Source organism: Zavarzinia compransoris (genome assembly GCF_003173055.1).
In the GTDB taxonomy this organism is placed as follows: Bacteria; Pseudomonadota; Alphaproteobacteria; order Zavarziniales; family Zavarziniaceae; genus Zavarzinia; species Zavarzinia compransoris.
On sequence record NZ_QGLF01000001.1, the window covers coordinates 845898 to 871575 of the forward strand.

Annotated in this window: 23 protein-coding genes; 11 read left to right on the plus strand and 12 right to left on the minus strand. The window is 67.3% G+C overall.

What is annotated here, in order from left to right; translation table 11 throughout:
* The first annotated feature begins 71 nt into the window (after positions 1-71).
* The 4 genes from DKG75_RS04240 to DKG75_RS04255 all read left to right on the plus strand — a co-directional run bounded on the left by DKG75_RS04240 (position 72) and on the right by DKG75_RS04255 (position 3981).
* On the plus strand, positions 72-965 hold the full coding sequence (locus DKG75_RS04240; protein ID WP_109919809.1) for a sterol desaturase family protein: 894 nt from the start codon (positions 72-74) through the stop codon (positions 963-965).
* A 180-nt stretch (positions 966-1145) separates the two neighbouring features.
* On the plus strand, positions 1146-2492 hold the full coding sequence (locus tag DKG75_RS04245; RefSeq protein ID WP_109919810.1) for an AAA family ATPase: 1347 nt from the start codon (positions 1146-1148) through the stop codon (positions 2490-2492).
* Positions 2493-2501: 9 nt separating this feature from the next.
* Positions 2502-3419 carry a hypothetical protein gene (locus DKG75_RS04250; RefSeq protein WP_109919811.1) on the plus strand — a complete coding sequence of 306 codons (918 nt, stop codon included), beginning with the start codon at positions 2502-2504 and terminating at the stop codon, positions 3417-3419.
* A 112-nt stretch (positions 3420-3531) separates the two neighbouring features.
* Positions 3532-3981, plus strand: coding sequence for a YqaA family protein (locus DKG75_RS04255; protein WP_243746437.1), 450 nt, complete (start codon positions 3532-3534; stop codon positions 3979-3981).
* On the opposite strand, the gene DKG75_RS04260 is transcribed toward DKG75_RS04255, so the two are convergent.
* Positions 3942-4781 carry a class I SAM-dependent methyltransferase gene (locus DKG75_RS04260; protein ID WP_109919812.1) on the minus strand — a complete coding sequence of 280 codons (840 nt, stop codon included), beginning with the start codon at positions 4779-4781 and terminating at the stop codon, positions 3942-3944. The two genes, DKG75_RS04255 and DKG75_RS04260, sit on opposite strands and share 40 nt — an antisense overlap.
* 152 nt (positions 4782-4933) lie before the next feature.
* Here DKG75_RS04260 and mazG point away from each other — a divergent pair, with 152 nt between their 5' ends.
* A complete protein-coding gene (mazG, locus tag DKG75_RS04265) occupies positions 4934-5731 on the plus strand; it encodes a nucleoside triphosphate pyrophosphohydrolase (protein ID WP_109919813.1) in 798 nt (265 codons plus the stop codon).
* 8 nt (positions 5732-5739) lie between these two features.
* Here the strand turns inward: mazG and hflX are convergent, their stop codons facing one another.
* The 7 genes from hflX to dusB form a co-directional block, all read right to left on the minus strand.
* Positions 5740-7095, minus strand: a complete 1356-nt coding sequence (gene hflX / locus DKG75_RS04270) for a GTPase HflX (RefSeq protein ID WP_208111937.1) — start codon at positions 7093-7095, stop codon at positions 5740-5742.
* Positions 7092-7346, minus strand: a complete 255-nt coding sequence (gene hfq / locus DKG75_RS04275) for an RNA chaperone Hfq (RefSeq protein ID WP_109919814.1) — start codon at positions 7344-7346, stop codon at positions 7092-7094. Before hfq ends, hflX begins: the two co-directional genes overlap by 4 nt.
* Before the next feature lie 344 nt (positions 7347-7690).
* Positions 7691-9085, minus strand: coding sequence for a nitrogen assimilation response regulator NtrX (gene ntrX, locus DKG75_RS04280; RefSeq protein WP_109919815.1), 1395 nt, complete (start codon positions 9083-9085; stop codon positions 7691-7693).
* Complete coding sequence (locus DKG75_RS04285; RefSeq protein ID WP_133636764.1) at positions 9075-11327, minus strand: sensor histidine kinase NtrY-like; 2253 nt, start codon at positions 11325-11327, stop codon at positions 9075-9077. The genes ntrX and DKG75_RS04285 overlap by 11 nt, the downstream gene beginning before the upstream one ends.
* Positions 11328-11406: 79 nt before the next feature.
* On the minus strand, positions 11407-12876 hold the full coding sequence (gene ntrC, locus DKG75_RS04290) for a nitrogen regulation protein NR(I) (RefSeq protein ID WP_109919817.1): 1470 nt from the start codon (positions 12874-12876) through the stop codon (positions 11407-11409).
* Positions 12877-12891: 15 nt separating this feature from the next.
* Positions 12892-14010, minus strand: coding sequence for a two-component system sensor histidine kinase NtrB (locus tag DKG75_RS04295; RefSeq protein WP_109919818.1), 1119 nt, complete (start codon positions 14008-14010; stop codon positions 12892-12894).
* Positions 14010-15026, minus strand: coding sequence for a tRNA dihydrouridine synthase DusB (gene dusB, locus DKG75_RS04300; RefSeq protein ID WP_109919819.1), 1017 nt, complete (start codon positions 15024-15026; stop codon positions 14010-14012). The genes DKG75_RS04295 and dusB overlap by 1 nt, the downstream gene beginning before the upstream one ends.
* A gap of 155 nt (positions 15027-15181) precedes the next feature.
* On the opposite strand from dusB, the gene DKG75_RS04305 reads away from it, so the two are divergent.
* The 6 genes from DKG75_RS04305 (at position 15182) to DKG75_RS04330 (ending at position 20194) form a co-directional block, all read left to right on the plus strand.
* Positions 15182-16357 carry a bifunctional 2-C-methyl-D-erythritol 4-phosphate cytidylyltransferase/2-C-methyl-D-erythritol 2,4-cyclodiphosphate synthase gene (locus tag DKG75_RS04305; RefSeq protein WP_109919820.1) on the plus strand — a complete coding sequence of 392 codons (1176 nt, stop codon included), beginning with the start codon at positions 15182-15184 and terminating at the stop codon, positions 16355-16357.
* Position 16358: 1 nt separating this feature from the next.
* On the plus strand, positions 16359-16820 hold the full coding sequence (locus DKG75_RS04310) for a phosphatidylglycerophosphatase A family protein (RefSeq protein WP_109919821.1): 462 nt from the start codon (positions 16359-16361) through the stop codon (positions 16818-16820).
* Positions 16814-17332, plus strand: coding sequence for a CinA family protein (locus tag DKG75_RS04315; protein WP_109919822.1), 519 nt, complete (start codon positions 16814-16816; stop codon positions 17330-17332). The genes DKG75_RS04310 and DKG75_RS04315 overlap by 7 nt, the downstream gene beginning before the upstream one ends.
* The gene (gene murI / locus DKG75_RS04320; protein ID WP_109919823.1) at positions 17329-18153 is read left to right on the plus strand and encodes a glutamate racemase; all 825 of its coding nucleotides are present in this window, start codon (positions 17329-17331) and stop codon (positions 18151-18153) included. Before DKG75_RS04315 ends, murI begins: the two co-directional genes overlap by 4 nt.
* Positions 18154-18183: 30 nt before the next feature.
* Positions 18184-19209, plus strand: coding sequence for an AraC family transcriptional regulator (locus DKG75_RS04325; protein ID WP_109919824.1), 1026 nt, complete (start codon positions 18184-18186; stop codon positions 19207-19209).
* A gap of 88 nt (positions 19210-19297) precedes the next feature.
* Positions 19298-20194: a DMT family transporter gene (locus DKG75_RS04330; RefSeq protein WP_166646333.1), complete on the plus strand. Its 897-nt coding sequence runs from the start codon at positions 19298-19300 to the stop codon at positions 20192-20194.
* Here the strand turns inward: DKG75_RS04330 and DKG75_RS04335 are convergent.
* The 4 genes from DKG75_RS04335 to DKG75_RS04350 are packed head-to-tail and all read right to left on the minus strand — an operon-like array spanning position 20179 to position 25419.
* Positions 20179-21861: a dipeptide ABC transporter ATP-binding protein gene (locus DKG75_RS04335; RefSeq protein ID WP_109919826.1), complete on the minus strand. Its 1683-nt coding sequence runs from the start codon at positions 21859-21861 to the stop codon at positions 20179-20181. The genes DKG75_RS04330 and DKG75_RS04335 overlap by 16 nt on opposite strands.
* A gap of 13 nt (positions 21862-21874) precedes the next feature.
* Complete coding sequence (locus tag DKG75_RS04340; protein ID WP_243746438.1) at positions 21875-22759, minus strand: ABC transporter permease; 885 nt, start codon at positions 22757-22759, stop codon at positions 21875-21877.
* A gap of 5 nt (positions 22760-22764) precedes the next feature.
* Positions 22765-23778, minus strand: coding sequence for an ABC transporter permease (locus tag DKG75_RS04345; protein ID WP_109919828.1), 1014 nt, complete (start codon positions 23776-23778; stop codon positions 22765-22767).
* Positions 23779-23793: 15 nt separating this feature from the next.
* The gene (locus DKG75_RS04350; protein ID WP_109919829.1) at positions 23794-25419 is read right to left on the minus strand and encodes an ABC transporter substrate-binding protein; all 1626 of its coding nucleotides are present in this window, start codon (positions 25417-25419) and stop codon (positions 23794-23796) included.
* Positions 25420-25678: the final 259 nt, after the last annotated feature.

Here is a 25678-nt window from a genome sequence, read left to right on the forward strand (position 1 = left end):
AATATGACGGGCGGCGTCAAGCCAAGGGCAGGGGGCTTTGCTAGTCTTCTCAACAATGAGGGGAAACGGCAATGGAAGCGATCGCGCAAAGCCTGGAGCAATGGCTCGGCGGGCCGGTGGATTGGAAGCAGATCATTCTGATCGGCCTGACGCCGGTGTTTCTTGCCGCCTTTGCCGTCGAATGGTTCGTGATGGCGCGGCGCGGGCGGCTGAGGCAATTCTCGCCGAAGCAGATCTTCACCAACCTGAACCTGGGCGGGGCCTATCAGGTGTTCGAACTGATCGGGCATGCGCTGGTCTTCATGGCGGCGATGCATTGGGTTTACGACCACCGGATCGCCGATGTGCCGCTGAACCTGTGGACGGCGCCGCTGCTCTTCCTCCTGGTCGAGTTCTGCTATTACTGGTTCCATCGCACCTCCCACCGGGTGCGCTGGTTCTGGTGCGCCCATGTGGTCCATCACTCGGGCGAGGAGATGAACCTGACCACGGCGATGCGCCAGAGCATGCTCTATTCCCTGACCGGCTATTGGCTGTTCTTCACGCCCCTGATGCTGATCGGCATCAGCCCGGAATGGACCCTGGCGCTTTACGCCCTGAACCTCGCTTACCAATATTTCGTCCACACCGAGGCTGTGGATAAACTGCCGGCCTGGGTGGAATATGTCTTCGTGACGCCCTCGCACCACCGCGCCCACCATGGCCGCAATCCCCAATACATCGACAAGAATTACGGCGGCGTCCTGATCCTGTTCGATCGCCTGTTCGGCACCTTCGAACCGGAGGTGGAGAAGGTCGACTACGGCATCGTCCGCCAGGTGCGCAGCACCAATATCCTGACCCTGAACCTGCACGAATTCATCGACATGATGCGCGACGTGATGCGCCCCGGGCCCCTGTGGCTGCGCCTCAAGCACCTCTGGGCGCCGCCGGAGTGGGCGCGGCCGGATCATAAAAAACCTTAGAGATCAGATACAAGAGACTGGAAAATATAATAAAATTAATTTCGTCACCGCTGCCGAGCCATGGCCTAGCAGGTCACCCCGCTGCGCTGCTGCCCGACGGGCATGATCCGCAGTGCTTCAGCGCGCCCCACTCGTGCTATGGTTGGGGCCGCAGCTTGCCCCTCGCATCGCGGAGACCCTATGTACATCAGGAATCTGGAGGTCAGCGATCTCCGATCGATCACGAAGGGCAGGCTGGAATTCGTCTATCCGGGGCGGGAACCCGGCCGCACCTTCGCCGATGTGGCGAACTGGCCGCCGCGCTTGCCCAATGTGAATTTACTGCTCGGCATCAACGGCGCCGGGAAAAGCACGATGCTCGATGCCGTGGCCTTGGCCGCGCTGTCGCCGGTGATCGCCGATTCATCGGGTTTCCGCCCCTATGCCCTGATCCGCCGCAACGCCAGGGGCCTTTCCCCCGAACGGGCGATGGCGAAGGTCGAGGTCGTGATCCACCCGCAGGACCGGGAGGACAAGGCCGGCAGCGCGGGCGAGGGGGGGAAAACCGTGGTGCAGTCGATCGCGGCCAGTGTCGAGCGGCGCGGCGATTTCGAGATGCTGCGCGCCGCCGAGGCGCAGGACCCGATCTGGGACGGCATGTTCCGCGACCATTCCCCCGCCTTTCTCATGGTCGGCTATGGCGCGACCCGGCGGGTGGAACCTTCCGCCTCGAGCGATCCCGGGCTGCGCGCCAAATCGCGCCAATTGCGTTACGAGCGCGTGGCGTCGCTGTTCGAAGACCATTTCACCTTGAGGCCCTTGGCGAGCTGGCTGCCGGAATGGCAGGGCCGCAACCCGGGCCGATATAAGCAGGTGGTCGGCCTTATCAGCCGGCTGTCGCGCGGGCAGGTGGTCTTTACCGGCCAATTGGAGCAGGGGGAATATCTGTTCCAGGTCGGGCGCCGCAATCTGGTGCCCTATAGCGCGCTTTCCGATGCCTATAAGGCCTATATCGGCTGGATCGGCGATCTGCTCTATCACGTCTGCATGGGCTGCCCATCGGGCCAGAAACTGGTCGACAACAAGGGGGTCGTCCTGGTCGACGAGATCGACCTGCATATTCACCCCGAATGGCAGCGGACCATGATCCCGACTCTGGCCGAGACGTTGCCCAACCTCCAGTTCATCATGACGTCCCACAGCCCGCTGGTGGTCGGAACGCTGGAGCGGGTGAATGTCATTCATGTCGAGACCGGACGGCGGGGCAATATCGTCATCAAGCGGCCGGACGAGGAAATTTATGGCCTGACGGCTGATCAGATTCTCCGGTCCGAAATTTTCGGCCTGGATTCGACGCGGGATCCGAAGTTCAAGGCCCATCTGGACGAATTGACGCGCCGGGCCGTCACGGGCGACAGGGAGGCCGCCATGAAATTCATGCGCCAGGCCGCCAAGGGCAGCGGCGCGGCGGAAACCCTTTCGGGGAAAAGCGCCGAGATGCCGGACTGGCTGGCCTCCATGACACCGTTCGGCTCGTCGCGGGGTTGAGGGCCAGCAATGATCCGCTATCCGTATGCGACATTGGCCGTGATCGAGGCCTTGGTCGACAGTGAAGTCCCGCACTGGCGGGCGGCCGCCCGGGCCCGCACGGAGGCGATCAAGCAGGTCGGCCGCTATGTCGAGGGCGGGCCATCGTGGAGCGATGTGAAGCCGGTCTTCATGCGGCTTCAATCCAACAAATGCATCTTCTGCGAATTGCCGCTGGGCGGGGAAAACTCTGGCAAGGCGACACAGGATATCGAGCATTTCCGGCCGAAGAATGCCGTCAAGGCCTGGCCGGCGCCGGCGAAGGCCGGAGAGGAAAGGCCAACCTTCCCGTTCGCGACCGGCGGCACCGGCGATGGCTATTACTGGCTGGCCTACGAGCTGTCGAATTACGCCGCCGCCTGCAAGGGGTGCAACACGGCGCGCAAAGCCAATTATTTCCCGATTGCCGGCACGGCCCGCGGCCCGGCGGAGGCGGATGTATCAACGCTCAACGCCGGCGAACAGCCGTTCCTGATCTTTCCGCTCGGGACGGTGGATCAGGATCCGGAGAGCCTGATCACCTTCGAAGGCATCGTCGCCATACCCGTGACCGCGGACGGGCAAGACCATCGCCGCGCCGGGGTGAACATCGAATTCTTCGGCCTCAACGAGCGGGAAGAGCTTTGGGAGGATCGGTTCCGTGTGATCACGAGCGTGTTCCAGTCGGTCGAGTTGATGCGCACCAGCACGAACCCGTCGATCGTCAAAATGGCGCAACGTACCATCGCCAACCATATCAGCGAGTCAGGCCCGCACGCCAACTGCGCCAGATCCTATCTCGCCCTGTTGCAGCGCGACCGGGTGCGCGCCTGGGGCATCTATGAGGCGGCGGAGGCCTCGGTCGAGAACGCCAAAAACAAGCGGGCCGCCTTGACCGGGCTGATATAGGGTTAGCTCAGTTCTTTATTTTCCATAATATATATTATGCGACTAATGGATAGGCCAGTGACAGCAGCGTTTGGGCTGTCCCCCGGGCCGCGGATTGGGTAGCTCTTGTCCCATGGCGGAAACGGCGATGATCGTGGCCGGGCTTTATGCCGGGCTTTTCCTGGTGGCGTTCGGGGCGGCCACCATTCTGCCGTTGCAGTCCGAAGCCGCAGTGGTCGGCATGGTGCTGGCGGATCACGACGCCGGCCTGGTGGTCCTGGTCGCCGGGGCCGGCAATACGCTGGGCGCCGCGACCAATTGGCTGCTCGGCCGCGGGGTCGAGCGCTTCAGGCACCGGCGCTGGTTTCCGGTCGGGCCCGGGGCGCTGCGCCGGGCCGAGGGCTGGTATCGCCGCTATGGCCGCTGGAGCCTGCTGCTCAGCTGGCTGCCGCTCGGCGGCGATGCCCTGACCATCGTCGCCGGCGTGCTGCGCGAACCTCTGGCCGTGTTCCTGCTGCTCGTCGCCATCGGCAAGATCGGCCGCTATGTGGTGGTGGTCGGGCTGGCGCTTGGCCTTGCCTGAGGGCGCGCGGTCAGCACCGCGACCATTCTTTCCCCCGGCGGATAGGCGATATCGGCCTCGGCGAAACCGCAGGCGCGGAGATGGCGGGCCCCCGCCTCCGCCGACTTGAAGTGAACGCCCGCATCCGAGCGCGAAACCAGGCGCAGCCCGGCGGCGCCGGCCCGCATGGCAAGACGGAGCAAGGCCTTCTCCGGTTCCGGATAGGTTTCGGTCAGATAGGCGGCGCTCGGGAAACGGGCGAGCGCGGCCGACAAGCGGTTCCAGACATCCGTCGCCGTATCGAGGGTGAAATAATTCATCAATCCTTCGGTCACCACGGCCACCGGCCGGGCGGGATCGAAGGACTGGGCGAGAACGGCGTCCAGGGATTGAGGCCCGTCGGCGGCCAGGACATCGATGGCGACGACCGCATGATGGGTGGAAAGATCGGGCACCCGCGCCAGGGCGCGGACCTTCAGCGCGGCCATGGCCGGCAGGTCGGCCTCGACATAGCGCAGATCGGGAAATTGCCGGGTAAAGCGCCAGCCCCGGGCCGACAGGCCGCAGGCGATCTCCAGGATCTGCAAGCCCGGCATTTCGGCGACGAGACTGGCCAGGATGCGGTCGATCAGGGCATGGCGGGCCACCAGCATGCGCCGCAGGTTGGTGCCGAACACCTTGCCGCCCGCCCATTCCGCCGGCGCGGCCAATTTATACATCAGGTCGCCGGCGGGGGTTCGCAGCTCGGGCAGGGACAGGCCGTTGGCAACCCAGGTCTCGCCGGTGTAAAGGGCTGTGAAGCTGAAGGTCGACGTGTCCACGGGGATTCTCCGACGCCCGCGGGCTCCGGCGCACGCAGGCCCTGGATGATCAGGCCCCGGATGATAACGCGATTGCGCCCGGCCGGCGCCCCTTCTCTTCGTCGCCCTATTCTTCGTCGCCCTATTCTTCGTGCTTGCGCAGGATCCCCGTCATGCCCTCCTCCTCGCCCGACAACAGCCCCCTCGCCGCCCTTCTCGCTCTCATGGTCCGGCTGCGGGCCCCGCAGGACGGCTGCCCCTGGGACAGGGAGCAGACCTTCGCCACCATCGCCCCCTATACGATCGAGGAGGCTTACGAGGTGGCCGACGCCATCGCCCGCCACGACCTGGGCGACCTGCGCGAGGAATTGGGCGACCTTCTGTTCCAGGTCGTGTTCCATGCCCGGATCGCCGAAGAACAGGGCGCCTTCACCTTCGCCGACGTGGCGGAGGCGATCACCGGCAAGATGATCGCCCGCCATCCTCATATCTTCGGCGATGCCGATGCCCATGACGCCGCCCGCTGGGAAGATATGAAGGCGCAGGAGCGCGCGGCCAAGGCCAAGGGCGGCCTGCTGGACGATGTTCCCCTCGCCCTGCCCGCCCTGCTGCGCGCGGCCAAGCTGCAAAAGCGCGCCGCCCGCATCGGCTTCGACTGGCCGGACCTCCTGCCCGTGCTCGACAAGCTGGAAGAGGAAATCCGCGAACTGAAGGTCGAGATCGCCGCCGGCAGCGGCATCGACCGGCTGGAAGACGAATTGGGCGACATGCTCTTCGTCATGGCCAATATCGGCCGGCACCTGGGGGTCGAGGCGGAAACCGCCCTTCGCGCCGCCAATGCGAAATTCGAGCGCCGCTTCCGCCATATCGAGCGGCGCCTGGCGGAGGACGGCCGCCAGGGCCCCCAGCAACTGGATTTCCTCGACAGCCTGTGGAACGAGGCCAAGGCGCTGGAACGGCAGGGCGGCTGAACAGCCTCTCAGCCCGCCGCCTGCGGACCGAAGCGCTTGATGAAGCGCCCGAGGTCGGCGTGATCGATGCCGACGGTCAGATGGGCGGTGCCGTCCTCCCGGTCCTCGCGGGCGATCACTTCGCCGTGCTGGTAGAGGAAGGCCAGGGCGGCGCCATCGGCAAGTGCTACGTCGAGTTCGAGGAATTCCCGCGCCGTGCCCAGTTTCTCGTCGAGAAGGGCGAGCAGACGCTCCACCCCCTCGCCCGTCAGCGCCGAGACGGGCAGGATCGCCGGCAGCCGGTGGGCGGCATTGTCGAGGCTCAGGCGCTCCTCGGGCAAGAGCAGGTCGATCTTGTTCAGGACTTCGATCATCCGCTCGGTCTGGGCGACCTCGTCGACGCCGAGTTCGCCCAGCACCGACAGGACATCCGCCTTCTGCGCCTCGCTTTCGGGATGGGCGATGTCGCGGACATGGAGGATGACGTCGGCTTCGAGCACTTCTTCGAGCGTCGCCCGGAAGGCGGCGACCAGATGGGTGGGCAGGTCGGAGACGAAGCCGACTGTATCGGACAGGATGATCCGCCGGCCGGACGGCAGCCTGATCCCGCGCATGGTCGGATCGAGGGTGGCAAACAGCAGGTCGGCCGCCAGCACGTCCGCCCGCGTCAGCCGGTTGAAGAGCGAGGATTTGCCGGCATTGGTATAGCCGACCAGGGCCACGATCGGATGCGGCACTTTGCGGCGGTTGCGGCGGTGCAATTCCCGCGTCCGGGTGACGGTTTCCAACTCCCGCTTCAGGCGCGTGATCTTGTCGGACAGGATCCGGCGGTCGGCCTCGATCTGGGTCTCGCCCGGGCCGCCCAGGAAGCCGACACCGCCGCGCTGGCGTTCCAGGTGGGTCCAGGAACGGACAAGCCGGCTTTTCTGGTAGGACAGATGGGCAAGCTCGACCTGAAGCCGCCCTTCCCTTGTCGCCGCGCGCTCGCCGAAGATTTCCAGGATCAGGCCGGTACGGTCGATCACCTTGGTCTTGAGGTCGCGTTCCAGGTTGCGCTGCTGCACCGGCGACAGCGCGCAATTCATGATCACGACATCGACGCCGAACATATCGACGGCCTGGCGCAGGTCTTCCACCTTGCCGGTGCCGAGCCAGGTGGCGGGGCGGATGCGGTCGACCGGCGCCTCGATCGCCTCGACGACGTCGAGGGCGATGGCCGCGGTCAGGCCCACCGCCTCCTCGAGCCGGGCGGCAGGCAGGCGCAGGGCGGCGCCGCCCGGCTCGTCACCGGACGCCTGTCCCCGCACATAGGGATGGACGACGATCGCGCGCCCCGCCGCCTTGCGGTGCTTTGCCGCAGCGGCGGGATCGAAAGCCTCGGTCAATGGTCGCGCGGGGCCTCGCTCGCCTGGGGATCGAACAGCTGGATCGGCGCCGCGGGCATCACGGTGGAGATCGCGTGCTTGTAGACCAGCTGGATGTGGCCGTCACGACGCAGCAGGACGCAGAAATTGTCGAACCAGGTGATCACGCCCTGAAGTTTCACGCCATTGACGAGAAAAACCGTGACCGGCGTCTTGTTCTTGCGCACATAATTCAGGAACACGTCCTGAACGTTTTGGGATCGCTCCGACATTTTTGAACCTTCTTCTTCTTGTTGCGTCTTGCCTTCAGTCTGACGATCCGGCGCCTGCCCCCTGAATCAGGGGACGGCATCGGTACGCATGGCAGCGACACACACATTTTGCTGCACTGCACAATTATATCGCAGGCTTGCCGAAGCTCCGCAAGGAAAATTCTTGGGCCCCATCGAGATGCGCCAACCCGCCCGCGATACCGCTTGCCCCCGCGAATCTGATGCCCGCCTGGGGAAACCGGCGCATGGGGATATAGCGATTGGCCCTTGCGCACAAGTATGCTTTAGGCCGCGCCCATTCAACGGGTTGACGCCGGGGAAGGCAGGACCTGAGCCCCGCCCCCTCAGCCCTGTCCCCGATCGTTGATGGTGATGCCGAGCGACTTCAGCTTGCGATGCAGGGCCGAGCGCTCCATGCCGATGAAGGTGGCGGTGCGGCTGATGTTGTTGCCGAAGCGCGCGACCTGGGCGAGCAGATAATCCCGCTCGAAGGCTTCCCGCGCCTCGCGCAGCGGCAGGGCCATGATCACCTCGCCGCCGTCCGCCCGCAGGGTCGCGGGGCCGGCGCCGCCGACCTCGGCCGGCAGCATGTCGGCGCCGATCGCCCCTTCGGCGTCGTCGTTGGCCAGGATCAGCAGGCGTTCGCAGACATTGCGCAACTGGCGGACATTGCCCGGCCAGTCATAGGCCTGCATCACCGCCATGGCCTCGTTCGAGATATTGCGCGGCGGCACGCCGTTGGCGGTGCTGATGCGCTGGATGAAATGAAGGGCGAGGTCCGGGATATCCTCGCGCCGGTCGGCAAGCCGCGGCACCCGGATCGGCACGACCGAGAGGCGGTGGAACAGATCCTCGCGGAAGCGGCCGATGGCGATCTCGGCATGAAGGTCGCGGGCGGAGGCGCTGACCACCCGGACATCGACCTGCACCCGGTTGCGCCCGCCGACCCGCTCGAAGGTCTGGTCGACCAGGACGCGCAGGATCTTGGCCTGGGTTTCCAGCGGCATGTCCGCCACTTCGTCCAGGAACAGCGTGCCGCCATGGGCCTGTTCGAACAGGCCGACGCGGGGCATGCCGTCGGCGCTGGCCGAGGCTTCGACGCCGAAGAGTTCCGCCTCCATCCGCTCGGGTGCCATGGTCGCGGCATTGACCACGGCAAAGGGCCCGTCGGCCCGGCGCGACATCCGGTGCAACTGGCGGGCGACGACTTCCTTGCCGGCGCCGGGCGGGCCCATGATCATCACCCGGCTGCCCATGGGGGCGGCCTTCTCGACGAGACCGCGGACGGTATTCATGGCCGCCGAGCGGCCGATCATCTCGTCCTCGATGTTGGAGCGGGCCTTGAGGGCGCGGTTCTCGCGCTTCAGCTGGGCGGATTCGATCGCCCGCTGGACGAGAAGCAGCAGGCGGTCGGCCTTGAACGGCTTTTCGATGAAGTCATAGGCGCCGCGCTTCAGGGCGCCGACCGCGGTTTCGATCGTGCCGTGGCCGGAAATCATCACGACCGGGATATCGGGATGGGCGCGCTTGATCGCTTCCAGGATTTCCAGCCCGTCCAGCCGGCTGCCCTGGAGCCAGATATCGAGGATCACCAGCGACGGCAGGCGGGCGTCGATGGCGGCCAGGGCTTCGTCGGCATTGCCCGCCGTCCTTGTCTCATAGCCTTCGTCCTGAAGGATGCCGGCGACGAGGTCGCGGATATCCGCCTCGTCGTCGACCACCAGTATTTCACGACCCATGCGCAATCCTCGCTTCGGTCTGGGGTGTTGCCTGGGCGCTGTCCTGGCGCCAGGGGAAGCTCAGGGTGACGACCGCCCCGCCGCCGGGGTTGTCGCCCAGCGAAATCGTGCCGCCGTGCTCTTCCATGATCTTGCGGACGATGGCGAGGCCAAGGCCGGTGCCCTTGGTCCGCGTCGTCACATAGGGTTCGGTCAGGCGGTCGCGCTCGGCCACCGGCAAGCCCTTGCCGTTGTCGCGGACCTCGACGCGCAGCCAGCCCTCGGCGGCGGTCAGATGGGCGGTGATCCGGCCCGGCGGCAGGTCCCCGCCGGCATCCCGGGCCTCGATCGCCTCGGCCGCGTTCTTCAGGACATTGGTCAGCGCCTGGCCGATCTGGCGGGAATCGAACAGGGCGACCACCGGCTCGGGCGGCAATTCGCTTTCGAACACGATCGCCGGGGCCGCGACATGGCGCAGGAACACGGCCTGGCGCACCTGCTCGCTCAGGTCCTCCATGCGGAAGGCGGCGGTCGGCATGCGGGCGAAGGCCGAGAATTCGTCGACCATGCGGCCGATGTCGCCGACCTGGCGGATGATCGTGTCGGTGCATTGGCTGAACACTTCGGGATCGGTCGCGATCTCGCGGCCGTATTTCCGCTTCAGCCGCTCGGCCGACAATTGGATCGGGGTCAGCGGGTTCTTGATCTCATGGGCGATGCGGCGGGCGATATCGGCCCAGGCGGCGGTACGCTGGGCCGAGACGAGGTCGGTGACGTCGTCGAAGGTGACGACGAAGCCGCGCATGGCCCGCCCTGCCCGCTCGCCCACCACGCGGACGCTGAAATGGCGCGAGACGCCGCCCCGGGCGAGATTGACCTGGGCCTGCACCTCGCGCTCGGGCCGGTCCTTGGCGTCGGCGACGAGGCCGGCCAGTTCCGGCACCATGTCGCCGATCATCTCGCCGATCATGCGGTCGGCGGAAAGCCCCAGCAATTCCTGGGCGGAGCGGTTGGGCAGGGTGATCCGGCCCTCGATGTCGATGCCGATCACGCCGGCGGACACCCCGGCCAGCACGGCCTCGGTGAAGCGGCGGCGCTCGTCGAGCTGGTGGTTGGCATCGCGAAGCGCGCCGTGCTGGGCCTCGATCTGCCCCGCCATGCGGTTGAAGGCGCGGCCGAGCGAGGCCAGCTCGTCGTCCGAAGTGCCGGTCTCGACGCGGGCGGTGAGGTCGCCCTCGCGCAAGCGCTCGGTCGCGCCGAACAGGCGGGCGACCGGCTCGACCAGCTTGGTCGCGACCCAGAGCCCGGCCAGGATCGCGGTCAGCAGGATCAGAAGGCCGACCAGGACGAAGACGAAGGCGAAAGTCACCTGGATGCCCAGGCGGCGCTTCTGCAATTCATTGTATTCGGCGACCGCGGCCTGGGTCCGCTCGACATAGGCGATGACCCGGGGATCGACGAAGCGCCCGACGTAGAGATAGGCGTCGAGGAAGGAATCGAGGCGCACCAGGGCGCGCACCCGGTCGTCCTCGGTGGTGATGATCGCCACCTCCCCGTCCCGGCTGGCGCGGTCGAGGGCGGTGGCCGGCAGGCGGTCGAACTCCATGCCGAAGGACAGCGCGGTGCGCGCCAGCACCCGGCCGGACGAATTGATCACGATCGCCTCGGCCAGGCCGCGCACCGCCGACTGGTTCTCCAGCATCAGGTTGAACAGGTCCGGGTTGTTGTCGACCAGCGGCGCCTTGCGGTTGATGTCGTTGGCCATCGCCCGGATATCGGCCTCGATGGTCTTGCTGTGTTCCTCGACATAGGCCTTGGCGATGATCACGGAATCGGACACCGCGCCCTGCACCCGCTCGCTGAACCAGGTATCGATGATCAGGTTGAAGAACAGCGCCGAGGCGACGCCGAGAAAGATCGTGGGCACCGCGGCGATGGCCCCGAACAGGGCGACGATGCGGATATGCAGCTTGGCGCCCGCAAGGCCCGAGCGCCGCGCCCACCACAGGCGCACCAGCCGGGTCGCGACCAGGCTGGCCAGCGCCAGCACGAGCACGAGATCGAGCAGCAGCAGCGGAATGATGACCGAGGTATCGCCGTCCTGCACCGTCGGGTCGCGCAGCGCGATATAGGTCGCGGTGCCCGAACCCGCCGCCAGCAGCACCAGCAGGATGACCAGCCGGCGGCTGATATGGCTGCTGCTCACCCAGGCTTCCAGCCGGGCGGCGCGGCTCGCCTTCTTCATCCCCGTGACGTCGTTCAAGACAGCTCCCCTGGCCGATGCGGCACCGGCACAGACTCATGCGGCTGTTGTCAGAATATCACAGCGTTGTGAAATTGCATCACTTGATGCTGCGCAAAACCTGGATATCGAGATCGCGGATCTTCTTGCGCAAGGTATTGCGGTTCAGGCCGAGGAGTTCCGCGGCGCGGATCTGGTTGCCCCGGGTCGCCGACAGGCTGATCTCGATCAGCGGCCGTTCCACCTCGCGCAGGATGCGGTCGTAGAGGCCGGCGGGCGGCAGGCCCTCGTCGTGGGCGGCGAAATAGCGCGCCAGATGGCGCTCCACCGCGACCGACAGGCTGACCGGCTCGTCGCCGCCGCCGGTGCGGAACTGCACCTCGGGCTCGACCAGTTCGGCCTTCACCACGTCGACGCCGATCACTTCCTCGGCATAGAGGGCGGCCAAGCGGCGGATCAGGTTTTCCAGTTCGCGGACATTGCCCGGCCAGCGATAGCGCTTGAGGAATTCCATCGCCTCGCCGTCGACCAGCTTGGCCGGCAGGCCCTGGGCGGTCGCCTGGTTGAGGAAATGGCGGGCGAGATCCGGAATATCCTCCGACCGCTCGCGCAAGGGCGGCAGGCGCAGCGGCACCACGTTCAGGCGATAGAACAGGTCTTCGCGGAACAGGCCCTGGTGCACCAATTGACGCAGGTCGCGGTGGGTGGCGGAAACGATGCGGACATCGGTCTTGATCGGGCTGCGCCCGCCGACCGTGGTATATTCGCCCTGCTGTAGCACGCGCAGCAGGCGGGTCTGGGCCTCGAGCGGCATGTCGCCGATCTCGTCGAGGAACAGGGTGCCGCCCTCGGCCTGCTGGAAGCGGCCGACGCTGCGGGCATTGGCGCCGGTGAAGGCACCCTTCTCGTGGCCGAAAAGCTCGCTTTCGATCAGTTCGCGCGGGATCGCCGCCATGTTGATGGCGACGAAGGGGCCGTTGCGGCGCTTGCCGTAATGGTGCAGGGCGTGGGCCACCAGTTCCTTGCCGGTACCGGACTCGCCCGTGATCATCACGGTCAGGTCGGTGCCCATCAGGCGCGCCAGCACGCGGTAGATTTCCTGCATGGCGGGCGAGCGGCCGATCAGCGGCACCTTGTCGTCGCCGTCGCCGAGCGGATTATCGACCACCGCCGCCGATTTCGGCAAGGTCAGGGCGCGCTGGACGACGGTGGTCAACTCCTTCAGGTCGAAGGGCTTCGGCAGATATTCGTAAGCGCCGCGTTCCGCCGCCTTCACCGCCGTCATCAGCGTGTTGTGGGCGGACATGACGATGATCGGCAGTTCCGGCCGCAGGCGCTTGATGCGCGGCAGCAGGTCGAGGCCGTTCTCGTCCGGCATCATCACGTCGGTGATGACGAGATCCCCTTCCCCGCCCGAGACCCAGCGCCACAGGGTGGCGGCATTGCCGGTCGAGCGGACGTGATAGCCGAGGCGGCCGATCGCCCGGTCCAGCACTTCGCGGATGGCGCGATCGTCGTCCGCGATCAGGATCGTCGGGGTATTGCCGTCGGTGACGCCGGGGACTGCCATGGGGAACTCGCTGAATTACTCGGTCGCGACCGGCAGCAGCACACGGAACACCGTGCGCCGGGGCTCGGATTCGCATTCGATCATGCCGCCGTGGTCGCCCACGATCTTGGCGACAAGGGCAAGGCCGAGGCCGGTGCCGCTCGACTTGGTGGTCACGAAGGGCTCGAACAGATGGGGTTTCAGGTCGGGGGGGACACCTTCGCCATTGTCGCGCACCGTCACTTCCAGGGGCAGGCGCAGGCGCCGGCGGGTGCCCGGCACGGCCATGCGGACACCATGGCGATAGGCGGTCGAAAGCGCGATCTCGCCGCCCTTGGCCGGCACCGCCTCCGCCGCGTTCTTCACCAGGTTGAGGAAGACCTGGATCAGCTGGTCGCGGTCGCCCGGCACCGGCGGCAGCGAGGGGTCGTAGCTTTCGGTGAAGCGGATGCCCTTGGCGAAACCGTTCATGGCGATCTTCTTCACGTGTTCCAGGACGACGTGAATATTCACCGGGTCGCGGGTCGGCGACCGGCCTTCGTTGAAGGCTTCCATCCGGTCGACGAGGCTGCAGATGCGGTCGGTCTCGTCGCAGATCAGGCGGGTGAGGTCGTGGTCCCCCTCGGCCAGATTCTGTTCGAGCAGCTGGGCGGCACCCCGAATGCCGGACAGCGGGTTCTTGATCTCATGGGCCAGGATCGCGGCCATGCCGGTGACCGAGCGGGCGGCGCCGCGATGGGTCAGCTGGCGGTCGATGCGCTGGGCGATGGCACGTTCCTGCAAGGCGATCAGCAGCAGGCCCGACTGGTCGCCGAGCAGGGTCACCTGCATGTCGACCGGGCGATGGCCGATTTTCGGCGAGCCGAAATCGACCTCGTATTCGAAGACCGAGACCCCGCCCTGGCGCACCTGTTCGACCACCGCCAGCAGGGGGTGGGCGAAGGGCGTCACCTGATCCAGGCGCATGCGGTTGAGGACGGTGGCGCCGGTCGCGAAGAATTGCTCGGCGGCGGCATTGGCATAGCGGATATAGCCGTTGCGATCGACCAGGAGCACGGCCTTGCCGAGGGCGTTGAGGACGGCTTCGAGATCGATGTTCAGATCCGCCATGGCAGGAACGGCATCGCCGGAAGCCGCGGTCGAGGGTTTGGCCATCAGGCGGCCCTTCGCTCGATCACCGGGCTGTAGAAGGCCCGGATGTGATCCTTCACCGCCCGGGGATCCTCCATGCGGTTGACCTCGGAGCGGAAGGCGGCGGAGCCCGGCAGGCCGGCGGAATACCAGGAGACGTGCTTCCGGGCCATGCGCATGCCCGGGACATCGCCGTAATGTTCCAGCATGGCGTCGTAATGATCGAGCAGCATGGCCAGTTGCGCGTGCAGCGGCGGATCCGGCAGCCGTTCCCCGGTCTTCAGGAAATGCATCACCTGGCCGATGAACCAGGGCCGGCCATAGGCGCCGCGCCCGATCATCACGCCATCCGCCCCGGAAGACGCCAGGATCCGGGCGGCATCCTCCAGCGTGTTGACGTCGCCGTTGGCGATCACCGGGATCTTCACCGCGGCCTTGACCTCGGCGATGAAATCCCAGTCCGCATGGCCGTTGTACATCTGGCAGCGGGTGCGGCCGTGCACGGTGACCATCTGGATGCCGCAATCTTCCGCGATGCGGGCAAGCTCGGGCGCGTTGCGGCTGTCATGGTCCCAGCCGGTGCGCATCTTCAGGGTCACCGGCAGCTTGACGGCCTTCACCGTCGCCTCGATCAGGCTGCGGGCATGGCCGAGGTCGCGCATCAGGGCGGAACCGGCATGGCCGTTCACCGCCACCTTCTTCACCGGGCAGCCCATGTTGATGTCGATGATGGCGGCGCCCCGGTCCTCGTTCAGCTTCGCCGCCTCGGCCATGGGCTTCGCCTCGCAGCCGGCGAGCTGCACCGACATGGGGAATTCCTCGGCGCAATTGCTGGCCATCTTCAGCGACTGGCGGGACTGGCGGATCATCGCCTCGGAGGCGATCATCTCGGAGACGACGAGACCGGCGCCCTGGCGCTTCACGAGGCGGCGGAACGGCATATCCGTCACCCCGGACATGGGGGCGAGGATCACCGGTTCTTCAATGGTCACGGGCCCGACAGTGATGGGACCGATGGTCTTGCCGCTCGCGCTGGTCATTCGTTGGGCACTTTTTACGGATGCACGATAAAGAGGCAGTGTAGGCCCATTGCTTGTGCACTGCAATGGCCTGCCATCGTTAACGGTGCAGGATTTACGGAATCCTTCGCAGGTGACACTAGGCCGGCCCTTAAGGCAAGGCTAGTGTCTCAGCCATGCGCGAATCCATACAAGGCCCCGCTGTCGCCGCCCTCGTCGTTGCCGCCGGAAGTGGCAAAAGAATGGGCGGCGCCGTGCCCAAGCAATATCTCGACCTGGCCGGCCAGCCCCTGATCCGCCGCGCCGTGGCGGCCTTGCGCCGCCATCCGGGGATCGGGGCGATCGTCGTCGTCATCGACCCGGCCTGGGCGGGGACCGCGGCCGCCGCCCTCGACGGCCTGGGGGTGGAGCCTTTCGTCGCCGGCGCGGCCGACCGCCAGGGTTCGGTCCTGGCCGGGCTGGAAGCGCTGGCCGCCCTGCCCCGGCCGCCGGACCTCGTGCTGATCCACGACGGGGCCCGCCCCTTCGTCGACATGCCCCTGATCGACGGCGTGCTGGCGGCCTTGAAGCACCATCCCGCCGCCCTGCCCGCCGTCGCCGTGGTCGACACGCTGAAGCGGGGCGACGACGGCCTGGCCGGCGGCACCGTGCCGCGCGACGGGCTCTACCGCGCGCAGACGCCCCAGGGTTTCCGCTTCGACGCCATTCTCGATGCCCATCGCCGCTTCGAGGGCGACGGCCTGACCGACGATACCGCGCTGGCCGAGGCGGCTGGCCTCGCGGTCGCCCTCACCCCCGGCCGGGAGGAGAATTTCAAGGTGACGACCGAGGACGATCTGGCCCGCGCCCGCCATCAGGCCCTGACCGCCCTGCCCGACATCCGCACCGGCAGCGGCTTCGACGTCCACAGCCTCGGCCCCGGCGACGGGGTCTGGCTCGGCGGCGTCAAGATCCCCCACGACCAGAGCCTGATCGGCCATTCGGACGCCGACGTCGCCCTGCATGCGATCACCGATGCCGTGCTCGGCGCGATTGCCGCCGGCGACATCGGCCAGCATTTCCCGCCCAGCGATCCCCAGTGGCGGGGCGCCGCGTCGAGCCGCTTCCTGGCCCATGCCGCCGGCCTCGTCGCCGCCCGGGGCGGGGCGATCGCCCATGTCGACCTGACGATCATCTGCGAACGCCCCAAAGTGGGGCCCCATCGTGCCGCGATTTCGTCAAGGATCGCCGGTATTCTTCAGATCGCGCCGGATCGCGTCAGCGTGAAGGCGACCACCACCGAGCGCCTGGGCTTCACCGGCCGGGGCGAAGGCATCGCCGCCCAGGCGATCGCAACCGTAAGGCTTCCCTGACATGCTTCCCCTCTGGCATCCGGCGCGCGTGATCTCGACCGGGGTCTTCGTCGGCCATATCCCGGGGCCCGCGGGCACCTGGGGCTCCGCCGCCGCCCTGGTCCCCGCCTGGTTCATCGCCGCCGCCTGGGGGCCGGTCGGCCTTGCCGTTGCCGCCGCGCTGATCACCGCGATCGGCATCTGGGCGTCCGGGATCTATGCCGGCGCCATGGACGCCAAGGACCCGGGCAGCGTCGTCGTCGACGAATTCGCCGGGCAATGGTTCACCCTCGTCCTGGTGCCGAACGACCCCCTGTTTTTTGCGATCGCCTTCCTGGTGTTCCGGGTACTCGACATTTGGAAGCCCTGGCCCGCAAGCTGGGCCGACCGCAGCCTGCCGGGCGGATTCGGCATCGTCGTCGACGATGTCATCGCCGGCCTGATGGGGCTGGTGCTGATGGGAGGTCTGGTCGAATTATGGTGACGTCGCTCTTTCCGCCCGCGCTCGAGGCCCGGGCCGCCGCCCTGGTCGCCCGGGCGACCGCCAACGGCCAGCGCATCGCCACCGCGGAAAGCTGCACCGGCGGGTTGATCGCCGGCCTGCTGACCGAAATCGCCGGCTCGTCCGCTGTGCTCGAACGCGGCTTCGTCTCCTATTCCAACCACGCCAAGGCCGAACTCCTGGGCGTGCCCAAGGACCTGCTGCTGCAATATGGCGCGGTGTCCGAACCGGTCGCCCGGGCCATGGCCGAAGGCGCGCTGGAGCGCAGCCGGGTCCATATCACGGTCGCGGTCACCGGCATCGCCGGGCCCGGCGGCGGCAGCGCCGACAAGCCGGTCGGCCTCGTCCATTTCGCCCTGGCCCGGGTCGATGCCCCGACCCTCCATGTCGAGCGCCGCTTCGGCGACATCGGCCGCGGCGCCGTCCGCCTCGCCACCGTTGACCAGGCACTTTCCCTTCTCGAACAGGCCGTCGCCGCCCCCCTCCTCGCATGACCGACCATCTTCGCGCCCTGCCGATCGGGATCTTCGATTCCGGGATCGGCGGCCTCACCGTCCTCGATGCCATCGCCGACCGCCTGCCGGCGGAGGACCTGCTCTATCTCGGCGATACCGCCCGCCTGCCCTATGGCACCAAGAGCCCGGAAACCGTCGCCCGCTATGCGGTGCAGGCGGCCCAGCACCTGGTCGACCGGGGCGTGAAGATGCTGGTGATCGCCTGCAACACGGCTTCCGCCCATGCCATCCCGGCCCTTTCCGCCGCCTTTCCCGGGGTCGACGTGATCAGCGTGATCGAGCCGGGCGCCGCCGCCGCCGTTGCCGCCGCGCCGTCGGGCCGGATCGGCGTATTGGCTACGGAATCGACCGTCGGCTCAGGGGCATATGTTAAGGCGATCAAGGCCTTGGCACCCGATGCTGACATTCGCCAGCAAGCCTGCTCGGTCTTCGTCGCCATGGCCGAGGAAGGCTGGACGGCGGGCGCTGCGGTCGAGGCGGCGGCGCATCGCTATCTCGAACCGATCCTGAACCACGGCCGGCCGAAGCCCGAGGCCCTGGTGCTGGGCTGCACCCATTTCCCCCTGCTGCGCCCGGCCATCGCCGCCGTGGCGGGGCCCGAGGTGACGCTGGTCGACAGCGCCTCGACCGCGGCGGAGGCGGTCGCCGGCGCCCTGGCCGCCCACGGCCTTGCCGCCGGCGGGCGGCGCGGGCGGGTGCAATTCATGGCGACGGATTCCGCCAGCCGCTTCGCCCGCGTCGCGACCATCTTCCTCGACCGCCCGGTCAAGCCCGAGGACGTTGAAATCGTCGACCTCTGACCGTCTATACTCCCCTCGGGGAGAGACGGGATGAACAACGGCGACAGGGTTCGGGGCCACATCGGGGGCCATATCGGCAGCGCCTATGCGCAGATGCTGGCCGCGGTGCTGGCCGGGGCCGGCCTGACCCTCGAAGATCTGCCGGGCGGCGCCGGGATCGCGGCCCTGGCCAGGCGCGGGCCCGTGCTGCCGGTCGGCCCCTGGCGCGACCTGCTGGACGCCGCGGCCACGCGCCTCGGGGCGCCCGATCTCGGCCTTCGGATCGGCCGGGCGTTCGAGATCGGCCACCTGGGCCTGCTCGGCTATGCCCTGCAATCCTGCCCGACCCTGGGGGCGGCGCTGCTGCGGCTGCAACGCTATGAACGGCTGGTCAATGACATCAACCGCCTGTCCTGGCACCTGGACGGCGACCGAATCGTCCTCGAATGGGGCGACGAGCGGGGCCGGCCCGGCCCCCTGGTCGACGAGGCGGCCGTGGCCGCCCTGGTCCAGGCCACGCGCCAGATCACGGCGCGGCCGGACCTCGTGCCCGACCTGATCGCCTTCATCAATCCGCCGCCCGCCGATCTCGCGCCCTACCGCGCCTTCTTCGGCCATGAACCCCGCTTCGCCGAGGCGCGGACCCGGATGGTGTTCCCCCAGGCCTGGCTGGCCCTGCCGCTGGACCGCCACGACCCGGTGCTGGCGGACCTGCTGGCAGCCCAGGTCGAGACGCTGCTCGCCGCCCTGCCGGCGGAGGCGGATGTCGCGCAGCAGGTGCGCCGGGCGCTCGCCCACGGCCTCGGCCGGGAGGGCGCGACCCTGGAGGCGGTGGCGGCCGCCCTCGCCCTGTCGCCGCGCACCCTGCACCGGCGCCTGGAGGCGGCGGGCACCAGCTTCCGCGCCCTGTTCGAGGATACGCGCCTGCATCTGGCCCGGGAATACCTGCGCGATCCCCGGCTGTCGCTGAGCGATGTCGCCGGGCTTCTGGGGTTTTCCGAGCAGAGCGCCTTCACCCGCGCCTTCCGGCGCTGGACCGGCAGCGGGCCCAAGGCCTGGCGCCTGCGGCAGCGCTGAGCGCATTGCAGCCCTTCGCCGGGGCCGGCTTGCGGCACGGCGGCGGGCTTTCTACAGTGCGCCGCCCTTGTCCGGACGGTGGAGAGCCATGACCAGCCTTGCGCCCGCTGCCCCGGCCGTCCGGAACGACATGCGTCTCGGCGTGGCGCTGGTCGCGCTGTCGACCCTGGCCTGGAGTTCGGCCGGCCTCTTCACCCGCCTGCTGCCCCATGACGCCTGGACCATCCTGTTCTGGCGCGGGCTGTTCGGCGCGCTCACCGCCTATGGCTATGTCGCCCTTGTCGAGCGCCGCTCGCTGGTTTCGGCGGCCCGGGCCATGGGCAGGCAAGGCGTGCTGTTCACGGTGATGATGGCGACAGGCATGATCGCCTATGTCGTCTCGCTGAAGCTGACGACGGTCGCCCATGTCTCGATCATCTATGCCCTGCTGCCCTTCATGTCCGCCGGCCTTGCCGCCCTGTTCCTGGGTGAGCGCCTGACCGCGCCGACCCTGGTCGCCAGCACCCTGGCCCTTTGCGGCATCGGCATCACCGTGATCCAGGGCTTCGGCGAGGGCGACGTGATCGGCGACCTTCTCGCCGTCTTCATGACCCTGACCATGGCGGTCACCATCATCCTGCTGCGCCAGTCGAAGGTCCGGATCGAGATGATGCCGGCGGCCTGTATCGCCTCCCTGCTCGGCGCGCTGGTCGCCCTGCCGCTGGCTTCGCCCTTCGCCGTCTCGGCGGCGGATCTCGGCTGGCTCGCCCTGTTCGGCACGACCAACATGGGGCTCGGCCTGATCGTCTTCACCCTGGGCGCGCGGCTGATCCCGGCCGGCATGTCGGCCTTGATCGGGGCGCTGGACGCCCCGCTCGCGCCCCTATGGGTGTGGCTTGCCTTCGGCGAGACGCCGCTGCCGGCGACCGTCGCCGGCGGGCTGATCGTGCTTGTCGCCGTGCTCGGCCATATCCTCTACGAGAACCGCCGTCACACCGGCGGGTGAGGAATGGCGGCGATCAATTCCCGGGTATAATCGGCCTGCGGCGCTTCGAGGACCTGTTCCGCCGTCCCTTCCTCGACGATGCGGCCCTGGCGCATGACGATCACCCGGTCGCACAGCAGGCGCACGACATGCAGGTCGTGGCTGACGAAGAGATAGGACATGCCGAGCGTCTCCTTCAGGTGCTGAAGGAGATTGAGCACCACCGCCTGCACCGAGACGTCGAGCGCCGCCGTCGGCTCGTCGAGGATGACGAGTTCGGGATTGAGGGCGATCGCCCGGGCAATCCCCACCCGCGCCTTCTGCCCGCCGGACAATTGGTGCGGGAACCGGTCGATCAGGTCCAGCGGCAGGCCGACCATGGTGGCGAGCTCCGCCACCCGCTCGTTCAGGCGGGCGCCGGCGCGATAGCCGCCCATGCGCAGCAGCGGATCGGCGATGGCCCGGGCCACCGTATAGCGCGGGTTCAGGCTTTCGGTCGGGTCCTGGAACACCATCTGGATGCGTTTCCGCAAGGGCGAGGCGGCGAAGCGCCGGGCCGGGATCGTGCTGATCTCCTGCCCGTCGAACATGATGCGGCCGCCGCTCGGATCGATCAGGCGCATGACGATGGTCGAGGTCGTCGACTTGCCGCAGCCGGATTCGCCGACCAGGCCGACGCTTTCCCCCCGCCCGACGGTGAAGGAAATCCCGTCGACCGCGCGGAACGGCGGCGGCGGCTCCGCCTGCTTGCCGAAGAATTTGCGGGGCGGCGCCTGGCGCGGATATTCCTTCACCAGGTTCTCGACCGCCAGCAGGGGGGCGAGGGCCGTGTCCGGCGCCTTCGGCGGCACGGGCGCGGGGGCCGCATCCTCGGGCAGCAGGTCGTGCAGGGTGATGCCGGGGCGCGGCGTCGCCCGCATCAGCTTCCGGGTATAGGCCGCTTCCGGCGCCCTGAAGATGGTGGCGGCGGCGGCGGTTTCGACCACCCTACCCTTTTCCATCACCACCACCTTGTCGCAATAGGCGGCGGCAAGGCCGAGATCATGGGTGATCAGGATCGCCGACATGCCCCGCGCCCGGACGAGATCGACGACGAGATCCATCACCGCCTTCTGCGTCGTCACGTCGAGGCCGGTGGTCGGCTCGTCCGCGATCAGCAGTTGTGGCTGGCAGGCGAGGGCCAGCGCGATCACCACGCGCTGGCACATGCCGCCGGACAGCTCGAAGGGATAGGCGTGATAGCGCTCCTCCGGCCGGGCGATGCGGACCTGGGCCAGGAGGTCGATCGCCTTCTGCCTCACATTGTCGGGCTGGGCCTGGGCGTGCTGGAGCAGGACATCCTCGAGCTGGCGGCCGACCTTGCGGATCGGGTTCAGCGCCAGGCGCGGGTTCTGGAAGATCATCGAGATCTCCCGCCCGCGCAGGTCCCGCATCTCGGACTCGGAGGCGGCCAGAAGGTCGAGGCTGGTATAGAGGATGGATCCCCGGGCGACCCTGCCCACCCGGTCGAGGATGCGCATGACGGCGTAAGACGTCACCGACTTGCCCGAGCCGCTCTCGCCGACGACGCCGACGATCTCGCCCTTGGGCACGGAAAGGCTGACTTCCTTGACTGCCTGCACGATGCCCCGGCGGGTGGAGAATTCGACGGTCAGATCCTTGACATCCAGAAGGGGGATGGCGGTCATGGCTGTTTCTCCCTTAGGTCCGGCGCTGGGGATCGATGATGTCGCGGAGACCATCGCCCATCAGGTTGAAGCAGAAGACGGCCAGCATCAGGGCGAGGCCGGGAAACAGCGCGATCCACCATTCGCCGGAGACGATGAAGGCCGCGCCCTCGGCGACCATGATTCCCCATTCCGGCGTCGGCGGACGGACGCCGAGGCCGATGAACGAGAGGCCGGCCGCGTTCAGGATGGCGTAGCCCATGGTCAGCGACATCTGCACCATCATGATCGGCAGGATGTTGGGCACGATCTGGGTCAGCAGGGTGCGGAACTCGGAATTGCCGGTCAGGCGCGCCGCCTGCACGAAGCCCGCCTCGCGGCGGATATTCGCCTCCGCCCGGGCGATCCGGGCATAGAGCGGGAAATTCACGATCGCGGTGGCGATGACGATGTTGGTCACCGTATTGCCCAGCGCCGCGACGATGCCCATGGCGAGGACGAAGAGCGGAAAGGCCATGATCGTATCGGCAAGCCGGCCGACGATGCGGTCGGTCCAGCCGCCGAAGAAGCCCGCCGCCACCCCGGCCAGCCCGCCGACGACGAAGACCAGCGCGACCGAGAGGATGGCGATCGCCATATCGAGGCGGGTCGCCGCCACCACGCGGCTGAAGATGTCGCGGCCCAATTGGTCGGTGCCGAACCAATGGGCGCCGGAGGGCGGCTGCAGGGCCGCCGCCGTATCGGATTCCAGGGGATCGTAGGGCACGATCCAGGGCCCGATCAGCGCGGCGAGCACGAACAGCCCGAACAGCGCGAAGGAGAGGCCGGTGACCGGGTTCTTGCCGATCACATGGCGGGCATGGCGAAGGGTGGCGGCAAGGCCCGAGGACGGGGGCGCCTTGGTCTCGGATACGGTCACGGCACTCATCCTTCGATCCTCACGCGGGGGTCGATGATCCCGTAGAGGAGGTCGATCAGCAGGTTGAGAAGGACATAGAGAATGGCCATGGCGAGCACGAAGCCCTGCACCGGCGCGTAATCCGAGGCGATCAGCGCCTCGACCGCATAGGAGCCGATGCCCGGCCAGGCGAAGACTTTCTCGACCAGGACATTGGCGCCGAGCAGGAAGGAAAACACCATGCCGAGGGTGGTGACCACCGGCAGCATGGCATTCCGGAAGGCATAGGCGACGACGACCTTATAGGGCGACAGCCCGCTCGCCCGGGCCGTGCGCACGAATTCCGACGACAGGACGGAGAGCATGGAGGCGCGGGTGATGCGGGTGATCGGGGCCAGGGCGAAAATCCCCAGCGTCGCCGCCGGCACCGCCAGTTGCGCCAGGGCGGCGAGGAAAGTCTCGCCGTCGCCGACCAGCAGCGTGTCGATCAGCAGGAAGCCGGTGATCGGATCGGGCGCCACGGCGAAGACGTCGAGCCGGCCGAGCGGCGCCGGCGCCCAGCCGAGCTGGTAGTAGAAGACATATACGAGCAGCAGCCCGGTGAAGAACACCGGCAGCGAGACGCCGGCGGTGGCGACGATGCGGCACAGGTGATCGACCCACGAGCCCTGGCGCACCGCCGCCAGGATGCCCAGCGGCACCGCGATGGCGATGGCGACGAAAAGCCCGAGCAGGGTCAGTTCGGCCGAGGCCGGCAGGCGTTCGACAATATCCTTCACCACCGGCTGGCCGGTGGTGAGCGACATGCCGAGATCGCCGGAGACCAGCCCGCCGACGTAATCGACGAATTGCTCCGGCAGGCTCTTGTCCAGGCCGAGCTTGACCCGGATTTCCTCGATCGCCTCGGCCGAGGCGGCGGGCCCGGCGAAATAGGCGGCGGTATCGCCCGGCAGCACGCGGGTGAGCAGGAAGGTGACGATGATCACGCCGATCAGGCTGGGGATCGCCGTCGCCAGCCGCTTGAGGAAGGAGGTCAGCATGGCCGTTCCCTCCCCTTACGCCTTGGTCAGGGCGCGATAGTCGAGGCGGCGGTGGAACCAGTACTGGTACCCGCCGATATTCGGCTGCATCGCGACGTTGACATAGGGCTGGTAGAGCGGAATGCGCGGCACGTCGGTGAAGGCGAGGTCGACGAAACCCTTCACGTCCGTCTCGTAGGTCGCGGCATCGCCGGTGGCGGCGGCGTTGCGGGCGCCGTCGATCAGGGCATCCATCGCCGCCGACTTGTAACCCATGGTGTTGAAGACGGAATTCTGCCCGTGGTAGCACCAGAAGAAGAAATATTCCGGGTAGTCCAGCCAGCCCGAGAAGACGTTGGTATAGAGCGGCATTTCCTTCTTGTTCAGCTCGGTGCGCCAGTTGGCACCCGGGATCTTGTTGATCGTCGCCTTGATGCCCAGCTGGGCCAGGCTTTCCTGCAACAGGATGCACAGGGGCTCGTTCACGCCGGCAAAGCCGAGGTCGAAGGAAATCGTGGTCTCGAAGCCGTTCTCGTAACCGGCCTCGGCCAGCAGCGCCTTGGCCTTGGCCATGTCGGTGTTGAACTTGTGGGGTTGCGGCCAGGCGACCTCGGTCGCGGCATCCGCCGGCGCCCCGAACATGGGCTTGGCCAGGCCGAACATCACCGCGTCGATGATCTTCTGGTAGGGAATGGCATAGGCGATCGCCTGGCGGACCTTCGGGTTGTCGAAGGGCGGCTTGTTCACATTCATGCCGATATACTGGATGCCGTTGCTATAGGGCGTGGAGACCAGCTTCAGCTTGCCGGCCGACTTCATCTCGGCGAAATCCTTGGACGGCAGGTCGTAGGACAGGTCGGCATCGCCCCGCTCGAGCAGCGCGCGGCGGTTGCCGGCGGAGGGCACCATGCGCCAGATCACCCGGCGCAGCGCCGGCAGCGGCCCGCCCTTCCAGTTCTCGTTGCGCTCCAGCACGACCTCGGTCCCCGCGGTCCATTTGATCACCTTGAAGGCGCCGCTGCCCGCCGTGTTCTGCTTGGTGTACTCGAGGCCCCAGGGGTCGGCCTCTGTCGCGTTCTTCTTCACCAGTTGGGAATTCAGGATGCCCGGCACGATGACCGCGAGATCGGGCACGGTCAGCCGGTCCTTGCGCAGGAAATCGACCCGGAAGGTATGGTCGTCGACGGCGACGAACTGTTCCGGCTTTTCGAGCGAGCCCGCCTTCATCTGGAAGGTCGGGAAGCCGCCGACGCTGACCGCCCGGTCCAGCGACCATTTCACATCCGCGGCCGTGACCGGCGTGCCGTCCTGGAACACCGCATCCTTGCGCAGCTTGAAGGTCGCCGACATGTCGCCGACCGTCATGTCCTCGGCCAGCTCGGGCTTGAACTTGTCGCGGTCGTAATAGGGAACGACGCCCGGGCCCTCCTTCATCTCGTGGCCGATCAGGCGGTCGTAGCAATTCCAGCTGACCTCGTAGCCGGGCACATTGGTGCCGACACCCTGGATGTCGAGATTGTTCGGGCCGCTTTCCGAGACGACGAGCAGGGTTTCCTTCCGGGCGTCGGCGCGGGCGGGCGACAGGATCGCCGGGGCGGCCACCCCGGTGCCGGCCACCACGGCGGCGGTTGACGCAGTCTTCAGGAAGTCGCGGCGGTTCATGGTTTGCCCCCTCTGGCATTCGATCTCTGCCTGGGACTCCATCAAGTCTTGTGCCAATTCCCTGAACACGGCCCCGGAATTTTTCAATCAATTGATTATTAAGGATAAAATTCGGCACCAGGGACAGATTCCAGCGCTCGGCATGCTGCAATGCGGCGGTTGATTGATTGATAAATAGGCATCATGTGCAAAGTGTATACATTTTACCCTGCCTAGAAAGAGGTCGCCGTCCCCCCGCTTCCCAGCCGCGGGCAAGGCC

What these genes read in the sequence shown, in the direction of transcription:
- DKG75_RS04240 (WP_109919809.1), top strand. Translation starts at nt 72, where the DNA reads ATGGAAGCGATCGCGCAAAGCCTGGAGCAATGGCTCGGCGGGCCGGTG.
- DKG75_RS04245 (WP_109919810.1), top strand. Translation starts at nt 1,146, where the DNA reads ATGTACATCAGGAATCTGGAGGTCAGCGATCTCCGATCGATCACGAAG.
- DKG75_RS04250 (WP_109919811.1), top strand. Translation starts at nt 2,502, where the DNA reads ATGATCCGCTATCCGTATGCGACATTGGCCGTGATCGAGGCCTTGGTC.
- DKG75_RS04255 (WP_243746437.1), top strand. Translation starts at nt 3,532, where the DNA reads ATGGCGGAAACGGCGATGATCGTGGCCGGGCTTTATGCCGGGCTTTTC.
- mazG (WP_109919813.1), top strand. Translation starts at nt 4,934, where the DNA reads ATGCCCTCCTCCTCGCCCGACAACAGCCCCCTCGCCGCCCTTCTCGCT.
- hfq (WP_109919814.1), bottom strand. Translation starts at nt 7,346, where the DNA reads ATGTCGGAGCGATCCCAAAACGTTCAGGACGTGTTCCTGAATTATGTG.
- ntrX (WP_109919815.1), bottom strand. Translation starts at nt 9,085, where the DNA reads ATGGGTCGTGAAATACTGGTGGTCGACGACGAGGCGGATATCCGCGAC.
- ntrC (WP_109919817.1), bottom strand. Translation starts at nt 12,876, where the DNA reads ATGGCAGTCCCCGGCGTCACCGACGGCAATACCCCGACGATCCTGATC.
- DKG75_RS04295 (WP_109919818.1), bottom strand. Translation starts at nt 14,010, where the DNA reads ATGGCCAAACCCTCGACCGCGGCTTCCGGCGATGCCGTTCCTGCCATG.
- dusB (WP_109919819.1), bottom strand. Translation starts at nt 15,026, where the DNA reads ATGACCAGCGCGAGCGGCAAGACCATCGGTCCCATCACTGTCGGGCCC.
- DKG75_RS04305 (WP_109919820.1), top strand. Translation starts at nt 15,182, where the DNA reads ATGCGCGAATCCATACAAGGCCCCGCTGTCGCCGCCCTCGTCGTTGCC.
- DKG75_RS04310 (WP_109919821.1), top strand. Translation starts at nt 16,359, where the DNA reads ATGCTTCCCCTCTGGCATCCGGCGCGCGTGATCTCGACCGGGGTCTTC.
- DKG75_RS04315 (WP_109919822.1), top strand. Translation starts at nt 16,814, where the DNA reads ATGGTGACGTCGCTCTTTCCGCCCGCGCTCGAGGCCCGGGCCGCCGCC.
- murI (WP_109919823.1), top strand. Translation starts at nt 17,329, where the DNA reads ATGACCGACCATCTTCGCGCCCTGCCGATCGGGATCTTCGATTCCGGG.
- DKG75_RS04325 (WP_109919824.1), top strand. Translation starts at nt 18,184, where the DNA reads ATGAACAACGGCGACAGGGTTCGGGGCCACATCGGGGGCCATATCGGC.
- DKG75_RS04330 (WP_166646333.1), top strand. Translation starts at nt 19,298, where the DNA reads ATGACCAGCCTTGCGCCCGCTGCCCCGGCCGTCCGGAACGACATGCGT.
- DKG75_RS04335 (WP_109919826.1), bottom strand. Translation starts at nt 21,861, where the DNA reads ATGACCGCCATCCCCCTTCTGGATGTCAAGGATCTGACCGTCGAATTC.
- DKG75_RS04345 (WP_109919828.1), bottom strand. Translation starts at nt 23,778, where the DNA reads ATGCTGACCTCCTTCCTCAAGCGGCTGGCGACGGCGATCCCCAGCCTG.
- DKG75_RS04350 (WP_109919829.1), bottom strand. Translation starts at nt 25,419, where the DNA reads ATGAACCGCCGCGACTTCCTGAAGACTGCGTCAACCGCCGCCGTGGTG.